This window comes from Caballeronia catudaia (genome assembly GCF_001544755.2).
GTDB classification, from domain to species: Bacteria; Pseudomonadota; Gammaproteobacteria; order Burkholderiales; family Burkholderiaceae; genus Caballeronia; species Caballeronia catudaia.
In genome coordinates, this window is record NZ_FCOF02000063.1 from 1 (window position 1) to 20966 (window position 20966).

Consider the following 20966-nt stretch of genomic DNA (forward strand, 5'->3'; position numbering starts at 1 on the left):
GCCCGCGATGGCGAAGAGCCATGCGATCCAGCGCCTCGCCGATGTGGCGCGCGGCGCGCGTGAGATTTCTTCTTCCAGTGGCCGGCTCATGACGCGTTCTCCCCGTGCGCCCGACGGCTTGTTACGTATCAAATAGTTTAGTGCAGGAAAGCGAAGGGCTTCGAGGCGAACTCGCCACTCCGATGCGCGGAACGTCGAATTGAGAAGCGTTCATTTGGACCCGACGCATTGGTCGAGAACGAGAAAATCTCCCGGTGCACGGAACGTTCTTTGCGCAAGTCCTGACAAGCCGAAAAGATTTTCGGCTCCTTGGGAGACACAACATGTCAGTCGATACAAGTCAGATGAACATAGTCGGGAAAGGCGCCGCGACAGCGGAAGGCCCCGGACCGGACGTCATGGCCGCAAGCACGCTGGATGGCAACAGCGTACTGAGCTCGGATGGAGACGATGTCGGCAAGATCAAAGAGATCATGCTCGACGTCGGTTCGGGTCGCATCGCCTATGCGGTTCTCTCGAGCGGAGGCTTCCTCGGCATCGGCGATAAGCTGCTGGCGATTCCGTGGAGCGCCTTGACGCTCGATACCGACAACAAATGCTTCCGGATTTCGGCGACCACGGAACTGGTGAAGAACGCGCCGGGCTTCGACAAGGACGCGTGGCCGTCGATGGCAGACCGTTCGTGGGCGGATTCGATCCATCGTTACTACAGCCGGCCGCCCTATTGGCAGCGCTACGAGCGGGATGATTCGACCTATGGCGATGTTCCGCCCGCTCTCTGAAACGGAGACTTCATTCATCATCTCGTGACCGATGCGCGGCTCGAAGCACAGCGACGCGCTCGATCGGCGAGAAACCGGGGAAGCAAAGTTTGCCTTTGAAAAGTAGACATACGGGAGATTCCAATCATGAAAAAATTCATAGCTGTTATCGCATCCGCGTTGCTTGCCACTACCGCATTCGAACAAGCGGCGACAGCCGCAGACGCGAACGACGCTCAGAAAGCTCAAATGAAGGCAAACAGCGAGAAGATGGAAGCGCAAGCCGACGCGAACAAGAAGAAGGCCGAAGCGCAGAGCGATGCCGCGAAAGCGCAAGCCTCGGCAAATGAAGACAAAGCCTCTGCCCAGGCTGATGCCGACAAAAAGGCCGCCAAAGGCGCCAAGGCGACCACCGCCGCCGAGGCATCCGGCGCGCGAAATGATGCGGCGAAGGCGCAAACCAAGGCGAACAAAAAGATGCAGGACGCTCAAGCGAAAGCCGACAAGAAAAAGCACGACGCCGCAAACGATGCGAACGTAGCGCAAGCGAAGGCCGACGAGAAAAAGGTCGAGGCTCAGAACGACGCGAACAAGAAGGCGGCAGACGCCAAGGTCGACGCCGCAAAGAAACAGTAGAGGACGATTGCCGTCAAAGCGCTCGTTGGGATAGCTTTGCAGTTATCCCGACGAGACGGGCCAACTGCAAAGCGCACGCGATTGCGTTCTCCGCTTCGGTTTCGAAGTTCTACGCGCCCTCGCGCACGAAATCCCCGGTTCGCGCGGCAGACCTGTCGCCCTTCGTGCGCATCAGCACGGCAAGCACTTCGCGCGCCGTGTTCTTCGAATGCTCGCGCAGAACCGCAGGCAAACCTTCATGCGCAGGATCTTCGAGCGCGGCAAGAATCGCCTCGTGCTCGCTGGCGGATTCGGCCCAGCGCAGCGTGTCCGCATTGGCCGCGCCGCGCGCGCGATGCACCTTCGCCATCAAGGTCGCATAAATGCCCGCCAGCACGGGATTGTCGGCGGCATCGACGATCATCTGGTGGATCTGCTGATTCAGCTTGAAGTACTCGACGCGTTTGCCGGCGTCGTGGCACTCCACCATGCGCCGATGCTTCGCCGCGATCGCCCCGATCTCCGTTTTGGTGATGCGCTGCTGCACCAGTTCGCCCGCCATCGCCTCGAGGCCGTGAAGCAACTCGAAGGTGGCGGCGAGGTCGTCGAGATCGATCTCCGCAACGCGATACCCGATGTATTGCCGGTGCGTCACTCTCCCTTCGGAAACCAGCACCTTCAGCGCCTCGCGCAACGGCGTCTTCGAGACGTCGAACGCCGTGCTCAGATCTTTTTCGTCGATGCGCGCGCCGGGCGGCAATTCGCCCTCGTCGATCATGTCGCGCAGGCGCGCGGCGATCTCCGCGGCCATGCCGCGGGTGCGCAGAAGGAGGGGGCTTTTGGTGGTCTGATTCATCGCAGTGCAAGCTTAGCACGAACTCGGTGAAAACCCTGTAAAACGTCTATTTTCAATAAAACCAATGGTTTACGCTGTTTGTAATTATAAATTTCTAATCCTATACTGTGTCCAACGTTGCGCGACGTCACGAAAACATCCGCCTATCCAGGAGCCCGTTCATGTCATCAACATCCGGTGTTGCCGCACTGACGGTGGGCAAATCCACCGTTCGCTGGAAGATTTTCGTCGTCATGCTGAGCCTCATCGCGATCAACTACATCGACCGCGCGTCGCTGTCGGTCGCGATGCCGCTCATTTCGAAGGAGTTCGACATCGGTCCGGCGATGGAGGGGCTCATCCTCTCCTCGTTCTTCTGGACCTACGCGGTAATGCAGATACCCGGCGGCATGCTCGCCGACCGCTTCAAGCCGCGCATCGTGATCGCGACCGCGACGGTGTTCTGGGGCTTCTTCCAGGCGATCGCCGCCGTCTGCACGAATGCGCCGGGCCTTCTGCTCACGCGTCTGGGACTCGGGGCGTCGGAAGCGCCGATCTATCCGGCGGGCGGCAAGCTCAACGCCATCTGGATGACGCAAACGGAGCGCGGCCGCGGCGCCACGCTGCTCGACGGCGGCGCACCGCTCGGTGCGGCGCTGGGCGCGATCCTGATCACCGGCCTCATCGCGATGCTTGGTTCGTGGCGGCTCGCGTTCGCGGTGGCGGGCGTCGGCACGGTGCTCGCGGGCATCCTCGCCTGGTTCTATGTGCGCAACACGCCACGCGAACATCCGGGCGTGAACGATCTCGAAGCCGCCTATATCGAGGAATCGCATGCACGCGACGCCGCCGCCGAACCGTCGTCGCTGTCCGGGCGCTCGCGCGATTTCTTCAAGTACCGCTCGGTGTGGTGCATGTTCTTCGGCTGGATGTGCTTCAACAGCGTGTTCTACGGCCTGCTGACGTGGATGCCCAATTACCTGCACATGGTTCACGGCTTCGACATCAAGCAGATGGGCGGTTCGAGCTTCATCATCTTCTTCAGCGGTTTTGTGGGCGAGCTGATCGGCGGATGGATCGCGGACAAGTGGAAGGCCGCGGGCGGACGTCCGAATGTCGTGATGCGTACGCTCTTCGGCATCGCGGCGGTCATCGCGACGGTGTCGATCTTCTCGGTGGCGTATGTGACAAATGCGGTCGCCGTCGTCGCCCTGCTCTCCTCGACGCTCTTCTTCCTGCGCTGGTGCGGCCTTTACTGGTGCATTCCGTCGTCGCTCGGCACGCGCAACAAGATCGGCTTTCTCGGCGGCTTCATGAACCTCGGCGGCAATATCGGCGGCGTGGCGGTGCCGATCATCGTCGGCGCGATCGTGCAGTTCACGCACTCCTACTTTCTCGCGCTGATGTTCTTCGCGGCGGCCGGCGTCGGCTTGCTCGTGTGCTCCAGCGCCATCGATTACGAAAAGAAGATTCCCGTTTAAGCACGGATTCATTCAGCAACGCTTCGCTCAATTCAAACCAGAGACATCACGATGAAAAAACGCACCTTGCTCGGCATGCTCACGCCTTCGTCCAACACATCCCTCGAACCGCTGACGAGCGCGATGGTCGCGAACCTCCCCGGCGTCTCCGCGCACTTCGCGCGCTTTCCGGTGACGGAGATTTCGCTTTCCGATCAGGCGCTCGGCCAGTTCGACGATTCGAAGATCCTTCAGGCCGCGCAACTGCTCGCCGATGCCAAAGTCGACGTGATCGCATGGAACGGCACGTCTTCGGGCTGGCTCGGCTTCGAAGCCGACGAGCGCCTGTGCCGCCGCATCACGGAAGCGACGGGCATTCCGGCCACGACGTCCGTGCTCGCGCTCAATGAAATCCTGAAGAAGACCGATGCCCGCGAGTTCGGTCTCGTCACGCCGTATCTGGACGACGTGCAGGAAAAGATCATCGCGAACTATCGGAGCGAAGGACTGAACTGCATCGCCGAGCGTCATCTGAACCTGAAGGTCAACTTCTCGTTCTCGGAAGTTCAACCCGACGAAATCCGCCGCATGGTGCGCGAAGTCGCGAAGGACAGGCCGCGCGCGATCTCCATCTTCTGCACGAATCTGAGCGCGGCGCATCTCGTGCCGGAGCTGGAGGAAGAGACCGGCATTCCGATCTACGACACGATCACGACCGTCGTATGGAAGTCGCTGCAACTCGCGGATTACGACACGCGCAGCGTCAAGGGCTGGGGCCGCCTCTTCAGCGAAGTCATCTGAGGAACATGCCATGTCGAACGATCTCGATTTCGTGATCCGTCACGCCGACGTCGTCACTGCGTCGGACCGGTTCTCGTGCGACATCGGCATTCGCGACGGCCGCGTGGCGATGCTCGGGCAAGGTCTGCCGGGCGCGCCGCGCGAGCTCGACGCGAGCGGGATGCTGGTGCTGCCGGGCGGTGTCGATGGCCACTGTCATCTCGATCAGCCGATGCCCGACGGCCTGCGCATGGCCGACGATTTCCTGTCCGGCACGCGCTCGGCATTGTGCGGCGGCACGACTACCGTGATTCCGTTCGCCGCGCAGGCGAAGGGGCAATCGCTGCAAGCCGCCGTCGACGACTATCACAGCCGTGCGGAAGGCCGCGCGCTGATCGACTACGGCTTTCATCTGATCGTCGCCGATCCGACACCGCATGTGCTCGCGCAAGAGTTGCCGCGTCTCATCGAGAATGGCTACACGTCGTTCAAGGTGTACATGACCTACGACGATCTCAAACTAAACGATCGTCAGATGCTCGACGTGCTGACCGTCGCGCGCGAGCACGGCGCGCTGGTGATGGTGCATGCGGAGAACTCGGACTGCATCGGCTGGCTCACGGAACGCTTGCTGGGCAAGGGCCTACACGCGCCGCACGCGCATGCGCTCGCGCGGCCGGCGCTCGTCGAACGCGAGGCGACACATCGTGCGATCGCATTCGCCGAGCTCGTCGACGTGCCGATACTCATCGTCCATGTATCGGGCGCGGATGCCATCGAGCAGATTCGCTGGGGCCAGTCGCGCGGCTTGCCGATTCTCGCGGAGACCTGTCCGCAATACATGTACTTGACCGCCGACGATCTCGGTCACGGCGAGTATGAAGGCGCGAAGTGCGTATGCAGTCCGCCGCCGCGCGATCCGGCCAATCAGAACGCAGTGTGGAAAGCATTGCGTCAGGGCGTGTTCTCGCTCGTGTCGTCCGATCACGCGCCCTTCTCTTACGACGATCCGCAAGGCAAGAAACCCGGCGGCAAGGAAGTTTCGTTCGATCACATTCCGAACGGCATTCCCGGCCTCGAAACGCGCTTGCCGCTGCTTTTCAAGGGCGTGAAGGAAGGGCGCATTTCGCTGCATCAGTTCGTGGAATTCACTTCGCTCGCGCCCGCGAAGCTCTACGGGCTCTATCCCAGGAAAGGCACGATCGCGGTGGGCGCGGATGCGGACATCGTCGTATGGGACCCGGAAAAGCGCGTGACCATCGCCAATGCTTCGCTGCATCACGCGGTCGATTACACGCCGTATGAAGGCATCGACGTGACCGGATGGCCGCGACATTGCTTTTCGCGCGGCGAACTGCTCGTCGAGGACGGCAGGCTGCTCGATGTGAAAGCCGGTCGCGGACGCTTTCTTCCCGCTGGCAAACCCAATCTCGAATGATTTGAAGGAGATGCAATGAAGCTGCGTTTGTTGTCACTGACAGCGGCGATGTTCTGCGTCACCGCGCACGCCGCGGGCAAAGACATGCCGACGGTCGTGCCCGAATCCGCCGGCGTCGATTCCGTGCCGCTCGTGCGCATGTCTGAATGGATACGCGCGGACAAGATGGACGTGCGCAGTCTCGTCGTCGTGAAGGACGGCAAGATCGTGTTCGAGCGCTACGGCGACGGCCTCACGCGCGACAACAACTACGAGCTGTATTCGGTCACGAAGACGATCACGTCGCTGCTCGTCGGCGTGCTGGAAGGCGAAGGCAAGCTGAATCCGTCGATGAAGGTCGCGCCGCTCATCGCGAAGGCGCGGCCCGATCTCGCCGCGCAGCTCGCGGACAAGCAGGATATCGAGCTGCGTCATCTGATGTCGATGTCGAGCGGGCTCAGCTATCAGACGCGCGAAGGCACCGATCCGCTCTACTACGGCGCACCGGATCGCCTGCGCGTCGCGGTAACGGCGCGCGCCGCGAAAGCGCCGGGAACGGACTTCGATTACATCGACGTGAATCCGGTGCTGGTGGGAACGGCCGTGAGCGTCGCGGCGCATGAGCGCGAGGACCGCTTCGCGCAGAAGAAGCTGTTCGAGCCGCTCGGCATGTCGCACTATCGCTGGACCGGCGTCGATGAAACCGGCTCGGTCGCGGGCGGCTGGGGCTTGAGGCTGCGCGCCGTCGACATGGCGAAGATCGGCATGCTGATGCTCGACGACGGCCGCTGGCAAGGCAGGCAGATCGTGCCGCAAGCGTGGATCAAACAAATGACGACGCCCTCGCCCGCCGCCGCCGACTACGGCTATTACTGCTGGATTCAGCATGTCGTCGAGAAAGGCCAACCCGAATTCGGCGCGATGGGCTTCAAGGGGCAATTCATCACCGTGCTGCCGAAGCAACATGCGGTCGTCGTGATGACGAGCCTCCTGCCCACGGATGGCGGATTGCGCGACGCAACCTATCTCAATCAGTACCGGCGCATGGTGAACGATTTCATTCTGCCCGCACTGACGCCATCCACACGTCCCGTCGCGACGGCGGCCAGGACCGAAGCGCTGACGGAAGAGCTCGAGCGCAGCAACAAGACACAAGGCGTGCCCGGCGCGGCGGCCGCATTCAACGACGCGCCGGAGAGCTGATCACGGCTTCGCGCTTTGTCCCATGCGAGCGCGCATCTTGGCGCAATGCTTCACGAGATTGCCCTGCGCGGCGACGAAGCGCTTGAGCGGCGTATCGATATCGTAGAAATAAATGCTCGCGACGAAACCGTACACCGCCGCATCGATGCTCGCGTGCGCATCGCCGAACATGAACGGGCCGTCGCCCAGCAGATTCGATATCGCCTGGAGACTGGCGATGCCGCGAGCGTACGCCGCCTCCGGCTCGTACCGTCCGATGCCCTGATAGCGATACCGCTCGAAGTTGTATTTGCGCGCGCCGTCGAGCGCTTCCACGCCGATTTCCGGATGCTGCGCGAGCAGCGCGTCGCGAAACTGCGGCCAGAAGCGATCGTCGCGCCAGCGCGAATACGACATCACCCAGTAGAGATCGTCGAGCGTGCGGCGTATCAGCAGATCGAGGTCGCGTTGCGGCGCGGTGAGCGCGTCGTCGAGCGTGAGCGCATATTTGCGCTTCAGATGCGCGATGATTGCGTCGCTGTCGCCGATGGTTTCATCGCCGTCGACGAGATACGGCAACTGGCCGCGCGGCGCGGCGCTCGTGTCGAGCACGTGACGATGCTCGAAAGGCAGGCCCGTCAGCTTCAGAAACGCGAACACCTTCAGGCCGAACGGATTATTGTCTTCGAGACCGAACAACTGAGGATACGAATAAAGCGTGATCATCGGAGTCTCCGGGAAATGCGCCGCCTGCAAGGACGCGCCATCTTCGCTACGATGCCTGATCGGCGTTTTCGCCACACACGCAAAAATACTATGCCCACGCCGCCTCATGCCATCGGTTTTACGCTCGATCCACTCGATCGCATGTCGGAGAAGCGCGACGACGAAAGCTTCGTCGCCGGTCTGCGCGACGATCCGTCCACGCGCTTTCTGCTGTTCGTGAACAATGTGCCGCTCTTCAAGCGCACGAGCGGCCACGACCCGCTTTTCAGCGCGCAGGAAGCCGCAACGCTCGGCGCGCCGACGCAAAGCGTGTTTCTCGGCCGCGATGCGCAACGGCGCGCGCTTTTCGCGTCGTCATTCGATACGGGCGCGGAGAGTCTGCCCGAAGAATCGGCGATCGAGGCGATCGAGCTTCGTCCGATCGCGATGCAGGGCCTCGTGCCGCCGGCGATGGTCAGCGCGCTCGGCGAGGCGCGCTCGATGCTCGACTGGCATCGCCGTCATCGCTTCTGCGCGAACTGCGGCCAGCCGACCGATTCGGCGGGCGCGGGCTGGCGGCGCATCTGCGCGAATTGCAAGGCGCAGCATTTTCCGCGCGTCGATCCGGTCGTCATCATGCTCGTCACCGATGGCGAGCGCTGTCTGCTCGGCCGTCAGCCGCAATTTTTGCCGGGCATGTATTCGGCGCTCGCGGGTTTCGTCGAGCCGGGCGAAACGTTCGAGCACGCGGTGTATCGCGAAGTGCTGGAGGAAGCCGGCATCCGCTGCACGGACGTGCGCTATTACGCGTCGCAGCCGTGGCCGTTTCCGTCGTCGCTGATGATCGGCTGCTTCGCGCGCGCGGCCGGCACGGACATCCTCGTCGACGAGAAGGAGCTGGAAGACGCACGCTGGTTCACGCGCAAGGAAGTCGGCGCGATGCTCGACGGCACGCACGAACAAGGGCTCTCGGCGCCGAAGCCGTTCGCGATCGCGCATCATCTGCTGAAAGCGTTCGCGACGGGCGAGCTCGACTGAGCGGCAGCGTCGCGGCGCGCGTCGCGTTACCGGTGCAGAATCGGTGGGGCGCAACCGGCTATCTTCAGACATCGGTGAACGACATGAACATGAAAAGCGGCGTGCATATCTGGCTGATCCGGCATGGCGAAACCGAATGGAGCAAGTCGGGCCAGCACACCGGCACGACGGACATTCCGCTGACCGATGCGGGCCGCACGCAGGCGCGCGCGCTCGCGCCGATACTTGCGGCGCAACAGTTCGATCTCGTGCTGACGAGCCCGATGAGCCGCGCGATCGAAACTTGCAGGCTTGCCGGTCTGGGCGACAGGTCGCAGGTCGAGCCTGAACTGCACGAGTGGAATTACGGGATTTACGAAGGGCGCACGACGCAGGATATTCGCCAGGAAACGCCGGACTGGTCCGTGTGGACATCGCCGATGCCGGAGGGTGAGAGTCTCGCCGATATCGGCAAGCGCGCGCAGGCGCTTATCGACAAGCTCCTCGCAACGCGGGCGGCGAACATCGCGCTTTTCTCGCATGCGCATTTCTCGCGGGTTTTTGGCGCGCAATGGGCGACGGGGGCGCCGTCGTTTGGTGCGCATCTTGCGATGGATACTGCTGCGATGAGTGTGCTCGGGTTTGAGCGCGATGTGCGCGTGATTAGTAAGTGGAATTTGTTGCCTTAGGCGGCGGTGGTTTGTTTGGGCTTTCTATGGAATCCTGATTTTTCGTCGGTCTATTGGCACTGCCCCTGTGCGGGGACGCTAAGAATGTTATACAAGTAACCAAAGAAACAGCTGTCCCCAGCCTAAGCACTTCATGCCGGCCGCGGCACAGAACTAATTTCGTGGTCCGGCAGTAGCGAGTGCCCTCGAAGGTCTTATCGGGCTTGGATCGCGCACGGTCTGACTCATCGCGCCGCTTAGTTCACTGGTTCAGCACCATTTGGCTCCGGCCCGCTTCGCGGCCGATGGGTCAGGCGGGCGTGCGTGTGCGTGCGCGCGGTTTCCCCTTCCATACCCGACGGCAGCGCGTAGCGCTGTGCCGATGCTATTTCGTGCTGAACCAGCGCCCTCAAAGTTATGGCTTGTCAGACCGTGCGCGGCCCACGCCCGACTGGACCTACGAGAGCACTCGCTACTCTGGGGGCCATTAGGTCAATCGCCTGTGCCGCGGCCGGCGTGAAGTGCTTAGGCTGGGGAGAGCTGTTTCTTTGCCTACTTTCTTTGCAGCAGCAAAGAAAGTAGGTGCCGCCCCGCATAGGGGCAACGCCAATAAACCACCACGAATACGGGATCCGGCGAACCTCAACGATGGTTGAGGCTGACGTCGCCCGGCAAGCCCGGACATTGTGCACGCGAAGGCGCAAGGTGTGCGAGGGTCAGCGAGCGAGCGTGACAGTGGCGTTCTTTCCGCCAATACGCATCAGGCGAACGGCGCCGTGAGAATCAGCGCGCATTCGGTGACGAACGAGCCGAACCCCACGCCGATCAGCACGCGCGCGACAACGGTCCATACGCGGCGGTCGACGTTGCCCGAACATCGCCAGGCCAGCACGCACCACAGCAGATACAGCGCCGAGCAGACGGCGAATACGCCGAGCATGCCGGGCCAGAACCAGACGGTGATCAGCAAAAAGGTTTCGGGAACGACGCCACTCGTCCAGAGGTCGAGATAGACGAACCACCATGCGAGATGGATCGGCACGCCCAACAGCCACCAGACTTTCCAGAAGCGTTCTTCTCCGCGCCAGGCCTTGCGGAACATGTGTTGCGATGCAGTGGAAGGAGGCACGCATTCTACTCCACGCGTGCCGCGCGCCCGCACGCCGGCTCAGGCCGACAGGCTGCGGCGCTTCGCCTCCATGCGCGTGATGAGCCGCTGCAGCACGTTCTCCGCCGTGCCCGAAAGCTGCACGAAGCGAAAGCCGACGACATAGCGCACATCGCCGCGCGGCGTGGTCACGGCGCGCGGCGACACCAGTTCGAGATCGACGGGAAAGGCCGCGCCCGGACCGAGATGCAGGACGACATCCCTGAACGCGGTGCCGATTTCCGTTTCCGCGAGACGCGGCGACTCCATGCGCAACGCAATGCCGCCGAGCGACAGATCGTGCACTTCGTAACGGAACGCTTCGCCGTCGGCGAAAGCGCCTTTCGCGTAGAACGGATCGAGAATCGGCGCGGGCACGCGAAAGTATTCGCGCCGCTGGAACTGATAGAGCTTCCCGGGAAAGGAAACCTCGAACGCCTGCCGCCCTTCGTGGGTCACGGCGCGCGCGGCCTGCGTCGTGAACTCGACCCGCACGCCATCGGGCGCGCCCTTGAAATACAACTGCCGGGCTTCCAGCAACGCCCGGTTGTCCGATTCGACGCCGCCCCAGTCGAACACGATGCGCGCCTCGCGCACGTCGATCTCCAGCAATTGCGTGACGATCTGCCCTTGCCCGCTCGTCACGGTGAGCATGTCGCGGCGCTGCACGAGACTGCGCAGGACGATCGAGATTTCGGATGGCGTGTGACGCGCGAAGCGTTCGTGATCTTCGGCGAATTTTTCGATGTCGGATGTATGCGGCAACGGTTCGGCGAGCATGGTGGTCCAATCTATTTATCAGTTTGGGACAGCAAACGGCGACTACCTGTGATACGTATCTTGCACGAAAAAAATCGGGTTCAGTACGCCGGTAACAAGTAGATTTCCACGGCAATTCAGCGTTTTGCATAGCAGCAAAGCGTTTCTTCTTACGTATTGCTTTCAAAATGACGAAGGCCGGGCGTCTTCGTCCGGCCTTCGCGCGCTTCACGAAAAGCGCATCACGCAAGCACGTCGGGCTCGCTTTCCAGCGCGAGGCGTCTGATCGGCGCAAGCGCCGCGCCGAGCCGCTCGCCCTGCCGCTCGCTGATCACGCGCGAAAGGATTTCGCCGAAACGCGGCTCGTCGACGCCCGAGATGATGTACTGCCAGCGATACGCGTCGACCAGTCCCGCATGCACGCGCGCTTCCTCGTCGTCGGAAAGCGCGCGGTCGAGCATCGTCGCGAAGTAATGCGCGTCGGCGGCGGCTTGCGCCTGCATCATGCCGTCGATGGCCATCACCAGATCGATCAGATCGCCGATCGCCACGTCGCGCGTGGCGTCGTCGAGCCGCGCGTCTTCGCGCATCCATTCCAGTTCATCGATGATCGCGTGCTGTGACTCCTCCTTCCAGTGAAACAGGAAGATGTCCTTGAAGAGCGGCGAAAGGCTGCTGTCGCTTTCCATGCTCTGCCGGTAATGCACCTGCGTGACGATTTCGACGCAGCAGGTCAGCGCGAGAATCGACCACGTCGACTTTCCGAGCACGAACGCGGCCACTTCGTCGGCTTGCGGAATGAAGCGATAGCCAGGCGGCAGCGACAGCGCCGCAAGCGCCTCGACGCGCCGGAACAACTCCTGATGCTTCAGCTCCTCATCGGTGAAACGGACGATCGCTTCGAGCGCGGTCTGATCGCCGAGCGCGTGATCACGGCCCACCTCCAGCATCTTCGCGCCGACGAACCGCTCGATCATGCCGAACATGTTGGCGTAGGTGCGGCCCTGGATCTGCGACATCAGGCGGCGTTCGCGCGCATCCAGAAACGGCAGGCGGTTCACCTGCGAAAGCCCGTCGGGCATGAACTTGTGGGCGGGGTCGAAGAAACGGCCGCGCAATACGTCGCGATCGATATCCCAGCGAATACGGCGGGACACTTCGATGCACTTCGCATAACGTTGTTGCGGACTGATCCTGGGGGACTCGTGCTGAACTGCTTCCATGTGCGGACTCCGTGCTGACTTTGCGTCGATGACTGCGATCAAATGGGCGCCATAGCGAAGCGCGCCTCGTCGAACAGGTCGGCGTAAAGGTCAGGCGTCGCGTCTCCGTTCTGCAAAACATTGTCGGGACAGGCGCGCCCGCGCACATGAGGCGCATGTCCCGGTCGCGACCGGGAACGCGCTCTTTTGGCGGCAAGGAAGGGGGACGCATGTCCTGGACGTGCGGGCCGTCCGGGCGAATGAAGTGCTTCAGACGGCGGGCGCGTCGAAGCCCGCGCGGCGCGCGAGCACGATCGCCTGCGAGCGGTTCTCGACTTCGAGCTTCGCGAAGATGCTCGTGATGTGATTGCGCACGGTCTTTTCGCTCAACGCGAGGCGCGCGGCGATCTGCGCGTTGTCGCGGCCGCCCGCGAGCAATTCGACGATATCGCGCTCGCGCGGCGTCAGCGCCGAAAACGCCGGATCGGTCAGATGCGCCGCCGATGGCAGGAACGCCTGCACTTCCTCGCGCCAGCGCTGCCACGCCGGCTCGCTTTCGAGCGTGAGATGGTTCTCGCTTTCGAGCGGCACGAAGCGCGCGCCCGCGATCTGCCCGGCGATCAGACGGCTTTCGTCGAACGGCACGCGCGCATCGCCGCTCGCGTGCAGCACGAGCGCCGGGCATTGCACGCGCGGCAGCAGATCGACCACGTCGATATTGTTGAACACGCGCATGATGCGCGCGGCGTTGCGCGGCGTGGTGGTCAGGCGTTCGAGCTCGTTGAACCAGTGATGCTGCTCGGGCGTGCCGCCGGGGATGAACTGCGTCGTGAAAAACTGCCGGAACGCCGGATTCTGCTTGCCCCAGCCGAGTTCGGCGAGCTTCACGAGCATTTCGGCTTCCTCGTGCAGCGCGGGATCGCACGTGCGCTTGAGCCGGCCGCGCGCGTAACCGCCATGCAGCACGAGATGCGTGACGCGCTCCGGATGCGCCACCGCATACGCGACGGCAATCGACGCGCCCTGCGATATCCCGAGCAGCGGAAAGCGCTCGAGGCCGCTCGCATCGACGACGGTTTCGAGATCGCGCAGCCAGGCATCGAATGAAATATCGCCGACATCATGGTCCGATAGCCCGCAGCCGCGCTGATCGTAGCGAATCAGCGTGTAGCGGCTGGACAGTTCGAGCATCAGATGACTCCAGACCGGGCTCGTGAAATCGAGCTCGATATGACTGAGCCAGTTCGCCGCCTTGATGAGCGGCGGCCCCGAGCCGCACGTCGCGTACGCGATGCGCACGCCGTCGCTCGCCGTGCAGAGGCGGATCTGCTGCCGGGGTGTGGTCGGGCGCGTGACCATCGGAGTGATGTGTAAGTATGGACTACGTACAAAGACGACGGCCGCGCGGCAGCCCCGCGCGATGGCTCATGCTCGCGCGTAAACGAATGGAAAGTCAAGAAGCGCAGCGCGGCTTGCCAACGACCGGTCAGGGACGGCGCGCGCCGCGCATCTGGCTGCTCAGGTCGCCGTGATGCATCGCGAGCGCGCGCAACGACGGCCACATGTGCATGTAATGCACCATGAAGCTGTCGCGGCTCTGGAGCTGGTACGGCGTGTTGATCGTGACGCAGTCGAAGAGATCGCGCGCTTCGGCCATGCCGTGCCGCTGCAGCACCTTGACGAACACATCCTGGTCGCCGCCGCTCGCATAGGTCGACGATTTATCCGCGATCGCGCCGATGCTCTCCTCGATTTCCGTCAGCACGTCGAGATTCTGCTGCGTGTTGCGAAAGCCCATGATGCCCGAGTTGAAGGACCAGCTCACGTCCGTCGCGATCACGCGGTCGCGGTTTTGCAGCAGCGCTTCGAGCGGTTTGCCCTGATCGACGACGAGCACGTCCGCATCGATCCAGAAAACCCATTCGTGCTCGCTCAGATGACGGCGAAGCACCCACGGCTTCAGCCAGTTGCCGCTCGCGCCCGGTCCCGCTTCCGGCGGCACGTCGCGATAGAGATAGAGCGCATAGCCGTGCCGCTCGCAATAGCGGCGCAGATTGCGCTCCGCGATGGCGCCGTATTCGCGGATGTTCGGCGTGTAGAGCATCGCGAGCGCGATGGGCGCGTGACGGTTCAACGCTTCGTAGCTCGCGGCGTCGATGTCGGGATCGGGCGGCGGCAGCGTGAGATACGGCTGCCCCTTCGACTGGCACTGGTTGATGTGCTCCGCGAACAGGTCGCGCAGGTCCGCGAAAACTGGCTGGTTTTTCGGCGCGTCGGGAAGGTCTTCGAGCGTAAGCGCGAACGCCGACCAGTCGGCCCAGACTGGGGATACGTGCAGCGCGGCGGGCACGACGGGCACGTATCCTTCGATCGTCGTGTTGAAGTGCGGCGGCTCCAGCGCGCGCAGCAATTCGGATTCGCTTGCGAGCGTGCGGCCGAACTTGGCGCCGTCGCAAATACGTTCCACGCGTTCGCGCGCGGCGGGCGTGTTGCGCCAGAGCTGGAACGCAGCCATCACCTGGACAGAATCGCCCGCGTAAGTGAATGCGACGATCCAGTCGCGGCTGTCGTCGCGCATGAAGGTTTCGCACGGGATATCGCGCAACAGCAGACTGTCCTGCGTCAGCAGCAACACGAGATCGCCCTCGGCGCGCTCGCGCAGCGCGCGCAACAGCACCTGATACTTCAGCAGCATGCGCAGATGCGGCCAGCCTGTCGCGCTGGCATCGACATATTCATGCGCATAGGCATGGCGCGCGCAATAGCGGCGATGATTGTCGAACGAGGCGCGAGCGTTGTCGTCCGCGAAAAAACTGATGACGTGAGTGGTCATGGCGATGCTCCGTGATGCCGCGTGCCGCGATTACACGTTCCGGCCGGGGAATTTTGTTCCGGCCTTGCGCGTGCGGGCAAGCACCAAGACAGTTTGTTTCATCGCCTCGCGCACAAGGCGCGATCGTTTCACTGAGCGACGCGTTTCGCGCGCACGGGCAGCGTCGCGATGAACTGATCGATCGCGGAGAAGAGCGCCGCCTTGCGCACGCCATCCTGAGCCTGAATCGACAGGCCCGCGAACAGCGTCATGCACAGCGCGGCGAGCGCGGGCACGTCGGTGCGGGCGTCGAGTTCGCCATTTTCGACCGCGCGCGTGAGCCGCGCCGCGACGATCGACGCCACCTTGCGCCTGCGCTTCTGCATCTCGGCGCGCAGTTGCGCGTGCTCCGCGCCGACGGACATCGCGCCGAGAAAGATCATGCAGCCGCGCGGATTCGGCCCGCCCGTGAAGAGTTCGACGCTCGCGCGAAACATCGCGCGCAGGCCGTCGCGCACGGATTCGCGCGCCTGCAACTGCCTGAGCGCCGCGCCGCCTTCCGTGCCCGTGTAAAGCTCGACCGCCTCGCGATACAAATCTTCCTTGCTGCCGAACGCGGCGTAGAGGCTCGGCGAATTGATGCCCATTGCATCGACGAGATCGGCCACGGAGCATGTATCGAAGCCCTTCGCCCAAAACACGTCCATCGCGTTTCGCAACGCGGCCTCGCGATTGAACGCGCGTGGCCTTCCGCGCGTCTTGTGCTGCGTCTCCCGCTCTCCCGACGACATGTCTCGCTCCTCGTGCGCGCCAGCGATTGATGCGCGCGCCGCAATTCAGAATTATGTGTCGATCGTAACAAAATAGCTGGACCTTGTCCGTGGGCCAATGCTTAAATATCTGTATCGATCGCTACATAAACGTAGCCAGCCAAAAGGAGATTCCTCGTGAAGAAAACTTTGTCCGCCGTCGCCGCCGCGCTGTTGCTGGCGAGCCCGCTCGTGTCGTTCGCGCAGACGACCACGGCAGCTTCGCCCGCGCCGTATTCCGTGTTCGTCGATCAGCCGACCGGCTTCACCTTCGTGAAGATGCCGTCGGGATGGAAGTTCGTCGGCGCGGTATCGAAGGAAGAGGCGCAGCATGTGCCGGCCAGTGTGTTGACGTCGGTGCTGCCGGATGAATCGGCGCGCGCGGTGAATACGGCGTCGGTGAAGTAAGCGCTGAAGCTTCAGCGCGTCGCGGGCTGACGGCGGTAAGCGTCCATGAGACCCTGGACCAGATCCGCCGAAACATAATGCGGCCCATCGAAAAGATAGGTCTTGTAGCCGCGATAAGCATCGATTTGCGGTTTCAGTTCTTCGACGGTCGCCGGGCGAAAGCCGCCGCCGCAAACCCGCGCCCGGCACGAACGAGATGCCGTCGACAGCCGTCCATTGCACGATCAGTTCGCGCGCGCCGCGCCTGCCCCAATCGCCGTGCGGATCGGCGTGCGCGTTGTCGGGCTGCCACACGATGCCGTCGACGAGACGCGCGCGCGACCCATCCGGCCGCTGACGAATCGCTTCGTGCGCCAGCGCGATCGCATCGGTATAGCGATGCGTCCTGCGCATCGCTCGTGAAGACCTTACGAAAGATCGATGCCTTCGATGTCCATATCGAGCAGCGCGGAACTCATCGACTTGCCGTGCGCGTCGAGCGCGAGCGAACGCGTGACCCCGCCGCCGAGCGCGTGCCCCAGCACGAAATTGAATGCGTTCAGAAGCGGCAGTTCATAGCGCACGACGTCGCCTTTCACGACATCGGCGAGATGCGCCTTCACGCGCTCGGGCGTCAGTTGCGCGCGCAGATGCGCGTAATGCTGCGCGTCGAAACAGATCACCGAGACGTTCAGCGTGTTGCCCTTGTCGCCGGTGCGGCCGTGCGCCAGTTCACGCAGTTTCATCGTCGATCTCCACGAATTCGAAAACGGGGTTCACATGCTCGCGCGCGAGCAGCACGGATTGCACGGCGATGACTTCGCGCGTCGTCCTGGTCACGCCGCCACCGCCCGCCGGGCCGTTGGTATAGAGCGTTTCGACTTCGTTGCCGATGCGCGCCGCCTCCTTCGCGTTCGCCGTCCGCCCCGCCACGCGCACGCGGACTTCGTAGGGATCGTCGTTGCGGGACGCGAGCGCATCGCCATAAAGGGCATTCACGCCGATCAGATCGAAGCGCAATTCGCTCGTATCGACGCCCGTGAGCGCGAGACGTTCACGCACGATATCGAGCGCGAGCCGCGCGCGCGCCACCGCGCCCGGTCCGCCATAAGAAATCTGTCCTTCGCCGATATAGCCATCGACATAGGCGACGGACACTTTCAGCGTACCGGTGCGGGCGTCGCCGCGTCCGCCCGACACGCGCACGCGGTCCTGTGCTTCCTGCGTCACGCGCACCTGCGTGAAATCCGCGACGACGTCCGGCTGGAAGTAGCGCGCCGGATCGTGGATCTCGTAGAGCAGTTGCTCCTTGCACGTCGCCTCTGTCACCGCGCCGCCCGCATGCGGCACTTTCGTCACGACGATCGAGCCGTCCGCGCTCACCTCGCCTACCGGAAAGCCGAGCCGCGCGAGATTGCTCACATCCTTGTAGCCGGGATCGGCGAAGTAACCGCCCGTCACCTGTCCCGCGCATTCGAGCAAATGGCCGACGACGGTCGCCTGCCCGAGCGTGTTCCAGTCGTCCATCTTCCAGCCGAATTCGTGGATGAGCGGCGCCGTGAACAACGACGGGTCCGCGACGCGCCCCGTCAGCACGATATCCGCGCCCGCCGCGAGCGCGCCGACGATCGGCGCCGCGCCGAGATACGCATTCGCCGATACGATGCGGTCCGCATACGCGCTCACTTCGTCGCCGGATTCTTCGAAGCGCAGCGGCGTGCGCAGGACGACGTCGAGCACATCATCGCCGGTGATCGCGGCGATCTTCAGTCCGTCGAGGCCGAGCTCGCGTGCGATCCGCGCCGTCTTGCGCGCCGCCGCCTGCGGATTGGCCGCGCCCATGTTCGAGACGATGCGCACGCCGTTCTTCGCCGCGACGGGCAGGACCGCGCGCATGCGCGCCTCGAGCAGCGGGTCGTAGCCGTGATCCGGATCGTTGCGGCGGGCCTGCTGCGCAATGGCGATCGTGCGTTCGGCGAGGCATTCGAACACGAGATAGTCGAGCGCGCCGTGTTCGGCGAGTTCGACGGCCGGCTCGATCCGATCGCCGGAATAGCCCGCGCCCGCGCCGATTCTGGTGATGTCTTTCATGCTTTGTCCTTACAGCGGAAACACGCCCAGCACGACGCACGCGATCGTCATGACGATCGACGCGCCGAACAGCAGCGGGAACGTGAACTTCTGATGATCCGCGAGATCGATGCCGCACAGTCCGACGACGAGAAAAGTCGCGGGCGTGAGCGGGCTCACGGGAAAGCCGGTCGTCATCTGGCCGAGCAGCGCGGCCTGGCCGACATGCACCGGCGCCACGCCGAGCTGCGACGCCACTTCGGCGATCACGGGCAGCACGCCGAAATAGAACGAATCGGGATCGAAGAGCATCGACAGCGGCATCGAAGCAAGACCGAGCGCGACCGGAATATGGCCGGCCATCGCGGGCGGCACGAAGCCCACGGCCGCCTGCGCCATCGCCTTCAACATGCCGCTGCCCTGCATGACGCCGGTGAACACGCCCGCCGCGAGCAGAATGCCCGCCATCATCAGCGCGGCGCGCGCGTGGGCGTCGATGCGCTTTCTCTGCATGTCGACGTTCGGGTAATTGACCATCAAGGCGATGCACAGGCCGACCATGAACATGATCGCGGGCGGAATCTTCTCGCCCATCACGACCATCGTGCCGAGCACGACGATCGTCAGCACGATGTTGAACCAGAAGTTCTTCGGGCGGCGCAGCGCTTCTTCCTCGGGCGTGAGCTTGCGTTCGGGCATCGGGATCGCACCGTTCGCGCTCGAATAGCCGAGACGTTTTTCCTCGCGTCGGCCGAGCCACCACGCCATGCCGAACACGAACGCGAGGCCGATCGCCTGCACCGGAATCAGCGGATTGAAGAGCGACGAAATCGGCAGATGCAGCGACGCCGACGCGCGGATCATCGGCCCCGTCCACGGCAGGAAGTTGATGCCCGCCGCCATCGACACCGCAGCGGCCAGCACGCGCTTGTCCATGTTCAGGCGTTCGTAGAGCGGCAGCATCGCGGGAATCGTCACGAGGAAGCACACGGCGCCGGAGCCGTCGAGATGGATCAGCAGCGCGAGCAGCGTGGTGCCCATCACGATGCGCGTCGGCTTCGTGCCCACCGCGCGCAGGATGCGGTCGATGATCGGATCGAGCGTGCCCGCATCCGTGATCGTGCCGAAGTAGAGAATCGCGAACACGAACATGCCGACGACGGGCGCGAGGCTTTTCAGTCCGTCGATGACGAACTTGCTCGTTTGCAGGCCGAAGCCGCCGATCAGCGACGCCGCGATCGGCACGATGATGAGCGCGACGAGCGGCGACATGCGTTTCGAAAGAATCGCCCCGAGCAGGACGACGATAGTGCAAAGACCGAGCAGCGGCAGCATGAGTCTGTCTCCGAATCTTGTTTTTTGATGGAGTCGAGAGTAAGTTCGAAGCGGCGATAACACAATTGAAATGATTTGATGGCAGCCATCACGAACCATAATGGATCTCAATCTTCGCGATATTCGCGCGCTCGTCGCCGTGGCCGAGGCGGGCAGCTTCACGCGCGCGGCCGAGCGGCTGCATCTGTCGCAGCCCGCGCTGACCGTGCAAATTCGAAGGCTGGAAGAAGCGGTCGGCGCGCGCCTGTTCGATCGCAACAGCCGCAATGTCGCGCTGACGCCGACGGGCCGCGAATTGCTGCCGCTCCTGCGCAAATCGTTGCGCGACATGGAAAACGTGCTGCGCGATGCGCGCGCGTTGGGCGAAGGCGAAAGCGGCACGATCCGCATCGCGTGCCTGCCGACTTTTGCGGCGAGCGTGTTGCCCGAGCTCATCATCGGCATGAAGCGTGAAGTGCCGCGCGTTGCGTTTCAGATTCGCGATGTCGTGGCGAGCACCGTGAATGCGCTCGTGCACAACGAGGAAGCGGACATCGGGTTGACGGGCGGCGAGCTTGCCGATCCGGCGCTGGAGGTGCTGCACGCGGGCGTGGACCGGCTCGTCGTGGTGTGTCATCGTGAGCACGCACTGGCTAAGAAGCGGCGCGTGACGCCCAGCGATCTCGCGCGCTCGCCGCTCGTGCTGACCGCGCCGGGCACGAGCGTGCGCGCGGTCGTCGATGCAGCGCTCGCCGAAACGCGCGACACGCTCGATATCACGTGCGAGCCGACCTACATGATGACCGCCGTCGCGATGGTGCGCGGCGGTCTCGGCGTGACCATCCTGCCGGAGACGGCGCGCGAGGTGCGCGCGGAACCGGAGCTCGTGGCGAAGGCGATCGACCATCCGGCTTTCGTGCGGCCGATTGCCATCGTGAAGAAGAAAGGCAGGACGCTGCCCGCCGTGACGGAGCGCTTCGTCGAGCGCATGCGCGCCGCGCTGAACGCGCCCCGCTAAAAGCGCGC

Annotated in this window: 21 protein-coding genes; 10 read left to right on the top strand and 11 right to left on the bottom strand. The window is 63.3% G+C overall.

Translation table 11 applies throughout. The annotated features are described in order from the left end of the window. The first annotated feature begins 323 nt into the window (after nucleotides 1-323). Both AWB75_RS33300 and AWB75_RS33305 read left to right on the top strand, forming a co-directional pair. On the top strand, nucleotides 324-782 hold the full coding sequence (locus AWB75_RS33300) for a PRC-barrel domain-containing protein (RefSeq protein WP_061128233.1): 459 nt from the start codon (nucleotides 324-326) through the stop codon (nucleotides 780-782). Nucleotides 783-908: 126 nt separating this feature from the next. Next, the gene (locus tag AWB75_RS33305) at nucleotides 909-1397 is read left to right on the top strand and encodes a hypothetical protein (protein ID WP_061128234.1); all 489 of its coding nucleotides are present in this window, start codon (nucleotides 909-911) and stop codon (nucleotides 1395-1397) included. 109 nt (nucleotides 1398-1506) lie between these two features. Here AWB75_RS33305 and AWB75_RS33310 read toward each other — a convergent pair whose 3' ends face one another. Further along, nucleotides 1507-2232: a GntR family transcriptional regulator gene (locus AWB75_RS33310; protein WP_061128235.1), complete on the bottom strand. Its 726-nt coding sequence runs from the start codon at nucleotides 2230-2232 to the stop codon at nucleotides 1507-1509. A 161-nt stretch (nucleotides 2233-2393) separates the two neighbouring features. On the opposite strand from AWB75_RS33310, the gene AWB75_RS33315 reads away from it, so the two are divergent. Genes AWB75_RS33315 through AWB75_RS33330 form a run of 4 tightly spaced genes read left to right on the top strand, consistent with a single transcriptional unit; the run spans nucleotide 2394 to nucleotide 7071 of the window. After that, nucleotides 2394-3692, top strand: a complete 1299-nt coding sequence (locus AWB75_RS33315; protein ID WP_061128236.1) for an MFS transporter — start codon at nucleotides 2394-2396, stop codon at nucleotides 3690-3692. A gap of 51 nt (nucleotides 3693-3743) precedes the next feature. Continuing rightward, nucleotides 3744-4472, top strand: coding sequence for a maleate cis-trans isomerase family protein (locus AWB75_RS33320; RefSeq protein ID WP_061128237.1), 729 nt, complete (start codon nucleotides 3744-3746; stop codon nucleotides 4470-4472). 10 nt (nucleotides 4473-4482) lie between these two features. Then, nucleotides 4483-5889, top strand: a complete 1407-nt coding sequence (gene hydA / locus AWB75_RS33325; RefSeq protein ID WP_061128238.1) for a dihydropyrimidinase — start codon at nucleotides 4483-4485, stop codon at nucleotides 5887-5889. A 15-nt stretch (nucleotides 5890-5904) separates the two neighbouring features. Beyond that, entirely contained in the window at nucleotides 5905-7071 is a 1167-nt protein-coding gene (locus AWB75_RS33330; protein ID WP_061128239.1) for a serine hydrolase domain-containing protein, read from the top strand. Here the strand turns inward: AWB75_RS33330 and AWB75_RS33335 are convergent, their stop codons facing one another. After that, nucleotides 7072-7776: a glutathione S-transferase family protein gene (locus tag AWB75_RS33335; RefSeq protein WP_061128261.1), complete on the bottom strand. Its 705-nt coding sequence runs from the start codon at nucleotides 7774-7776 to the stop codon at nucleotides 7072-7074. It abuts the gene before it with no gap. A gap of 90 nt (nucleotides 7777-7866) precedes the next feature. Here AWB75_RS33335 and nudC point away from each other — a divergent pair, with 90 nt between their 5' ends. Then, nucleotides 7867-8793: an NAD(+) diphosphatase gene (nudC, locus tag AWB75_RS33340; protein ID WP_061128240.1), complete on the top strand. Its 927-nt coding sequence runs from the start codon at nucleotides 7867-7869 to the stop codon at nucleotides 8791-8793. 83 nt (nucleotides 8794-8876) lie between these two features. Continuing rightward, complete coding sequence (locus tag AWB75_RS33345) at nucleotides 8877-9461, top strand: histidine phosphatase family protein (RefSeq protein ID WP_061128262.1); 585 nt, start codon at nucleotides 8877-8879, stop codon at nucleotides 9459-9461. Nucleotides 9462-10200: 739 nt separating this feature from the next. Here the strand turns inward: AWB75_RS33345 and AWB75_RS33350 are convergent. The 6 genes from AWB75_RS33350 to AWB75_RS33375 form a co-directional block, all read right to left on the bottom strand. Continuing rightward, nucleotides 10201-10569 (bottom strand): hypothetical protein, encoded by a 369-nt coding sequence (locus AWB75_RS33350; protein ID WP_235012369.1) that lies wholly within the window; start codon nucleotides 10567-10569, stop codon nucleotides 10201-10203. Between the two features lie 39 nt (nucleotides 10570-10608). Then, nucleotides 10609-11367: a flagellar brake protein gene (locus AWB75_RS33355; RefSeq protein ID WP_061128242.1), complete on the bottom strand. Its 759-nt coding sequence runs from the start codon at nucleotides 11365-11367 to the stop codon at nucleotides 10609-10611. A 221-nt stretch (nucleotides 11368-11588) separates the two neighbouring features. After that, nucleotides 11589-12569 (bottom strand): hypothetical protein, encoded by a 981-nt coding sequence (locus AWB75_RS33360; protein WP_061128243.1) that lies wholly within the window; start codon nucleotides 12567-12569, stop codon nucleotides 11589-11591. A gap of 249 nt (nucleotides 12570-12818) precedes the next feature. Continuing rightward, the gene (locus AWB75_RS38960) at nucleotides 12819-13907 is read right to left on the bottom strand and encodes an alpha/beta fold hydrolase (RefSeq protein ID WP_061128244.1); all 1089 of its coding nucleotides are present in this window, start codon (nucleotides 13905-13907) and stop codon (nucleotides 12819-12821) included. Nucleotides 13908-14034: 127 nt separating this feature from the next. Then, the gene (locus AWB75_RS33370) at nucleotides 14035-15381 is read right to left on the bottom strand and encodes a glycosyltransferase family protein (protein WP_061128245.1); all 1347 of its coding nucleotides are present in this window, start codon (nucleotides 15379-15381) and stop codon (nucleotides 14035-14037) included. A gap of 128 nt (nucleotides 15382-15509) precedes the next feature. Then, complete coding sequence (locus tag AWB75_RS33375) at nucleotides 15510-16151, bottom strand: TetR/AcrR family transcriptional regulator (RefSeq protein ID WP_061128246.1); 642 nt, start codon at nucleotides 16149-16151, stop codon at nucleotides 15510-15512. Between the two features lie 156 nt (nucleotides 16152-16307). Here AWB75_RS33375 and AWB75_RS33380 point away from each other — a divergent pair, with 156 nt between their 5' ends. Next, nucleotides 16308-16577 carry a hypothetical protein gene (locus AWB75_RS33380; RefSeq protein ID WP_061128247.1) on the top strand — a complete coding sequence of 90 codons (270 nt, stop codon included), beginning with the start codon at nucleotides 16308-16310 and terminating at the stop codon, nucleotides 16575-16577. Nucleotides 16578-16984: 407 nt separating this feature from the next. Here AWB75_RS33380 and AWB75_RS33390 read toward each other — a convergent pair whose 3' ends face one another. The 3 genes from AWB75_RS33390 to AWB75_RS33400 are packed head-to-tail and all read right to left on the bottom strand — an operon-like array spanning nucleotide 16985 to nucleotide 19961. After that, a complete protein-coding gene (locus AWB75_RS33390; protein ID WP_061128249.1) occupies nucleotides 16985-17302 on the bottom strand; it encodes an AtuA-related protein in 318 nt (105 codons plus the stop codon). Beyond that, nucleotides 17289-18647 (bottom strand): acyclic terpene utilization AtuA family protein, encoded by a 1359-nt coding sequence (locus tag AWB75_RS33395; protein WP_061128250.1) that lies wholly within the window; start codon nucleotides 18645-18647, stop codon nucleotides 17289-17291. The genes AWB75_RS33390 and AWB75_RS33395 overlap by 14 nt, the downstream gene beginning before the upstream one ends. A 9-nt stretch (nucleotides 18648-18656) precedes the next feature. Then, nucleotides 18657-19961 carry a CitMHS family transporter gene (locus AWB75_RS33400; protein ID WP_061128251.1) on the bottom strand — a complete coding sequence of 435 codons (1305 nt, stop codon included), beginning with the start codon at nucleotides 19959-19961 and terminating at the stop codon, nucleotides 18657-18659. 100 nt (nucleotides 19962-20061) lie between these two features. Here AWB75_RS33400 and AWB75_RS33405 point away from each other — a divergent pair, with 100 nt between their 5' ends. Next, a complete protein-coding gene (locus tag AWB75_RS33405; RefSeq protein ID WP_061128252.1) occupies nucleotides 20062-20958 on the top strand; it encodes a LysR family transcriptional regulator in 897 nt (298 codons plus the stop codon). Nucleotides 20959-20966 lie beyond the last annotated feature (8 nt).

Excerpts from the sequence above, each read along its gene's own strand:
- AWB75_RS33300 (WP_061128233.1), top strand. The coding sequence starts at position 324 with ATGTCAGTCGATACAAGTCAGATGAACATAGTCGGGAAAGGCGCCGCG.
- AWB75_RS33305 (WP_061128234.1), top strand. The coding sequence starts at position 909 with ATGAAAAAATTCATAGCTGTTATCGCATCCGCGTTGCTTGCCACTACC.
- AWB75_RS33310 (WP_061128235.1), bottom strand. The coding sequence starts at position 2,232 with ATGAATCAGACCACCAAAAGCCCCCTCCTTCTGCGCACCCGCGGCATG.
- AWB75_RS33315 (WP_061128236.1), top strand. The coding sequence starts at position 2,394 with ATGTCATCAACATCCGGTGTTGCCGCACTGACGGTGGGCAAATCCACC.
- AWB75_RS33320 (WP_061128237.1), top strand. The coding sequence starts at position 3,744 with ATGAAAAAACGCACCTTGCTCGGCATGCTCACGCCTTCGTCCAACACA.
- hydA (WP_061128238.1), top strand. The coding sequence starts at position 4,483 with ATGTCGAACGATCTCGATTTCGTGATCCGTCACGCCGACGTCGTCACT.
- AWB75_RS33330 (WP_061128239.1), top strand. The coding sequence starts at position 5,905 with ATGAAGCTGCGTTTGTTGTCACTGACAGCGGCGATGTTCTGCGTCACC.
- AWB75_RS33335 (WP_061128261.1), bottom strand. The coding sequence starts at position 7,776 with ATGATCACGCTTTATTCGTATCCTCAGTTGTTCGGTCTCGAAGACAAT.
- nudC (WP_061128240.1), top strand. The coding sequence starts at position 7,867 with ATGCCCACGCCGCCTCATGCCATCGGTTTTACGCTCGATCCACTCGAT.
- AWB75_RS33345 (WP_061128262.1), top strand. The coding sequence starts at position 8,877 with ATGAACATGAAAAGCGGCGTGCATATCTGGCTGATCCGGCATGGCGAA.
- AWB75_RS33355 (WP_061128242.1), bottom strand. The coding sequence starts at position 11,367 with ATGCTCGCCGAACCGTTGCCGCATACATCCGACATCGAAAAATTCGCC.
- AWB75_RS33360 (WP_061128243.1), bottom strand. The coding sequence starts at position 12,569 with ATGGAAGCAGTTCAGCACGAGTCCCCCAGGATCAGTCCGCAACAACGT.
- AWB75_RS38960 (WP_061128244.1), bottom strand. The coding sequence starts at position 13,907 with ATGGTCACGCGCCCGACCACACCCCGGCAGCAGATCCGCCTCTGCACG.
- AWB75_RS33370 (WP_061128245.1), bottom strand. The coding sequence starts at position 15,381 with ATGACCACTCACGTCATCAGTTTTTTCGCGGACGACAACGCTCGCGCC.
- AWB75_RS33375 (WP_061128246.1), bottom strand. The coding sequence starts at position 16,151 with ATGTCGTCGGGAGAGCGGGAGACGCAGCACAAGACGCGCGGAAGGCCA.
- AWB75_RS33390 (WP_061128249.1), bottom strand. The coding sequence starts at position 17,302 with ATGAAACTGCGTGAACTGGCGCACGGCCGCACCGGCGACAAGGGCAAC.
- AWB75_RS33395 (WP_061128250.1), bottom strand. The coding sequence starts at position 18,647 with ATGAAAGACATCACCAGAATCGGCGCGGGCGCGGGCTATTCCGGCGAT.
- AWB75_RS33400 (WP_061128251.1), bottom strand. The coding sequence starts at position 19,961 with ATGCTGCCGCTGCTCGGTCTTTGCACTATCGTCGTCCTGCTCGGGGCG.
- AWB75_RS33405 (WP_061128252.1), top strand. The coding sequence starts at position 20,062 with ATGGATCTCAATCTTCGCGATATTCGCGCGCTCGTCGCCGTGGCCGAG.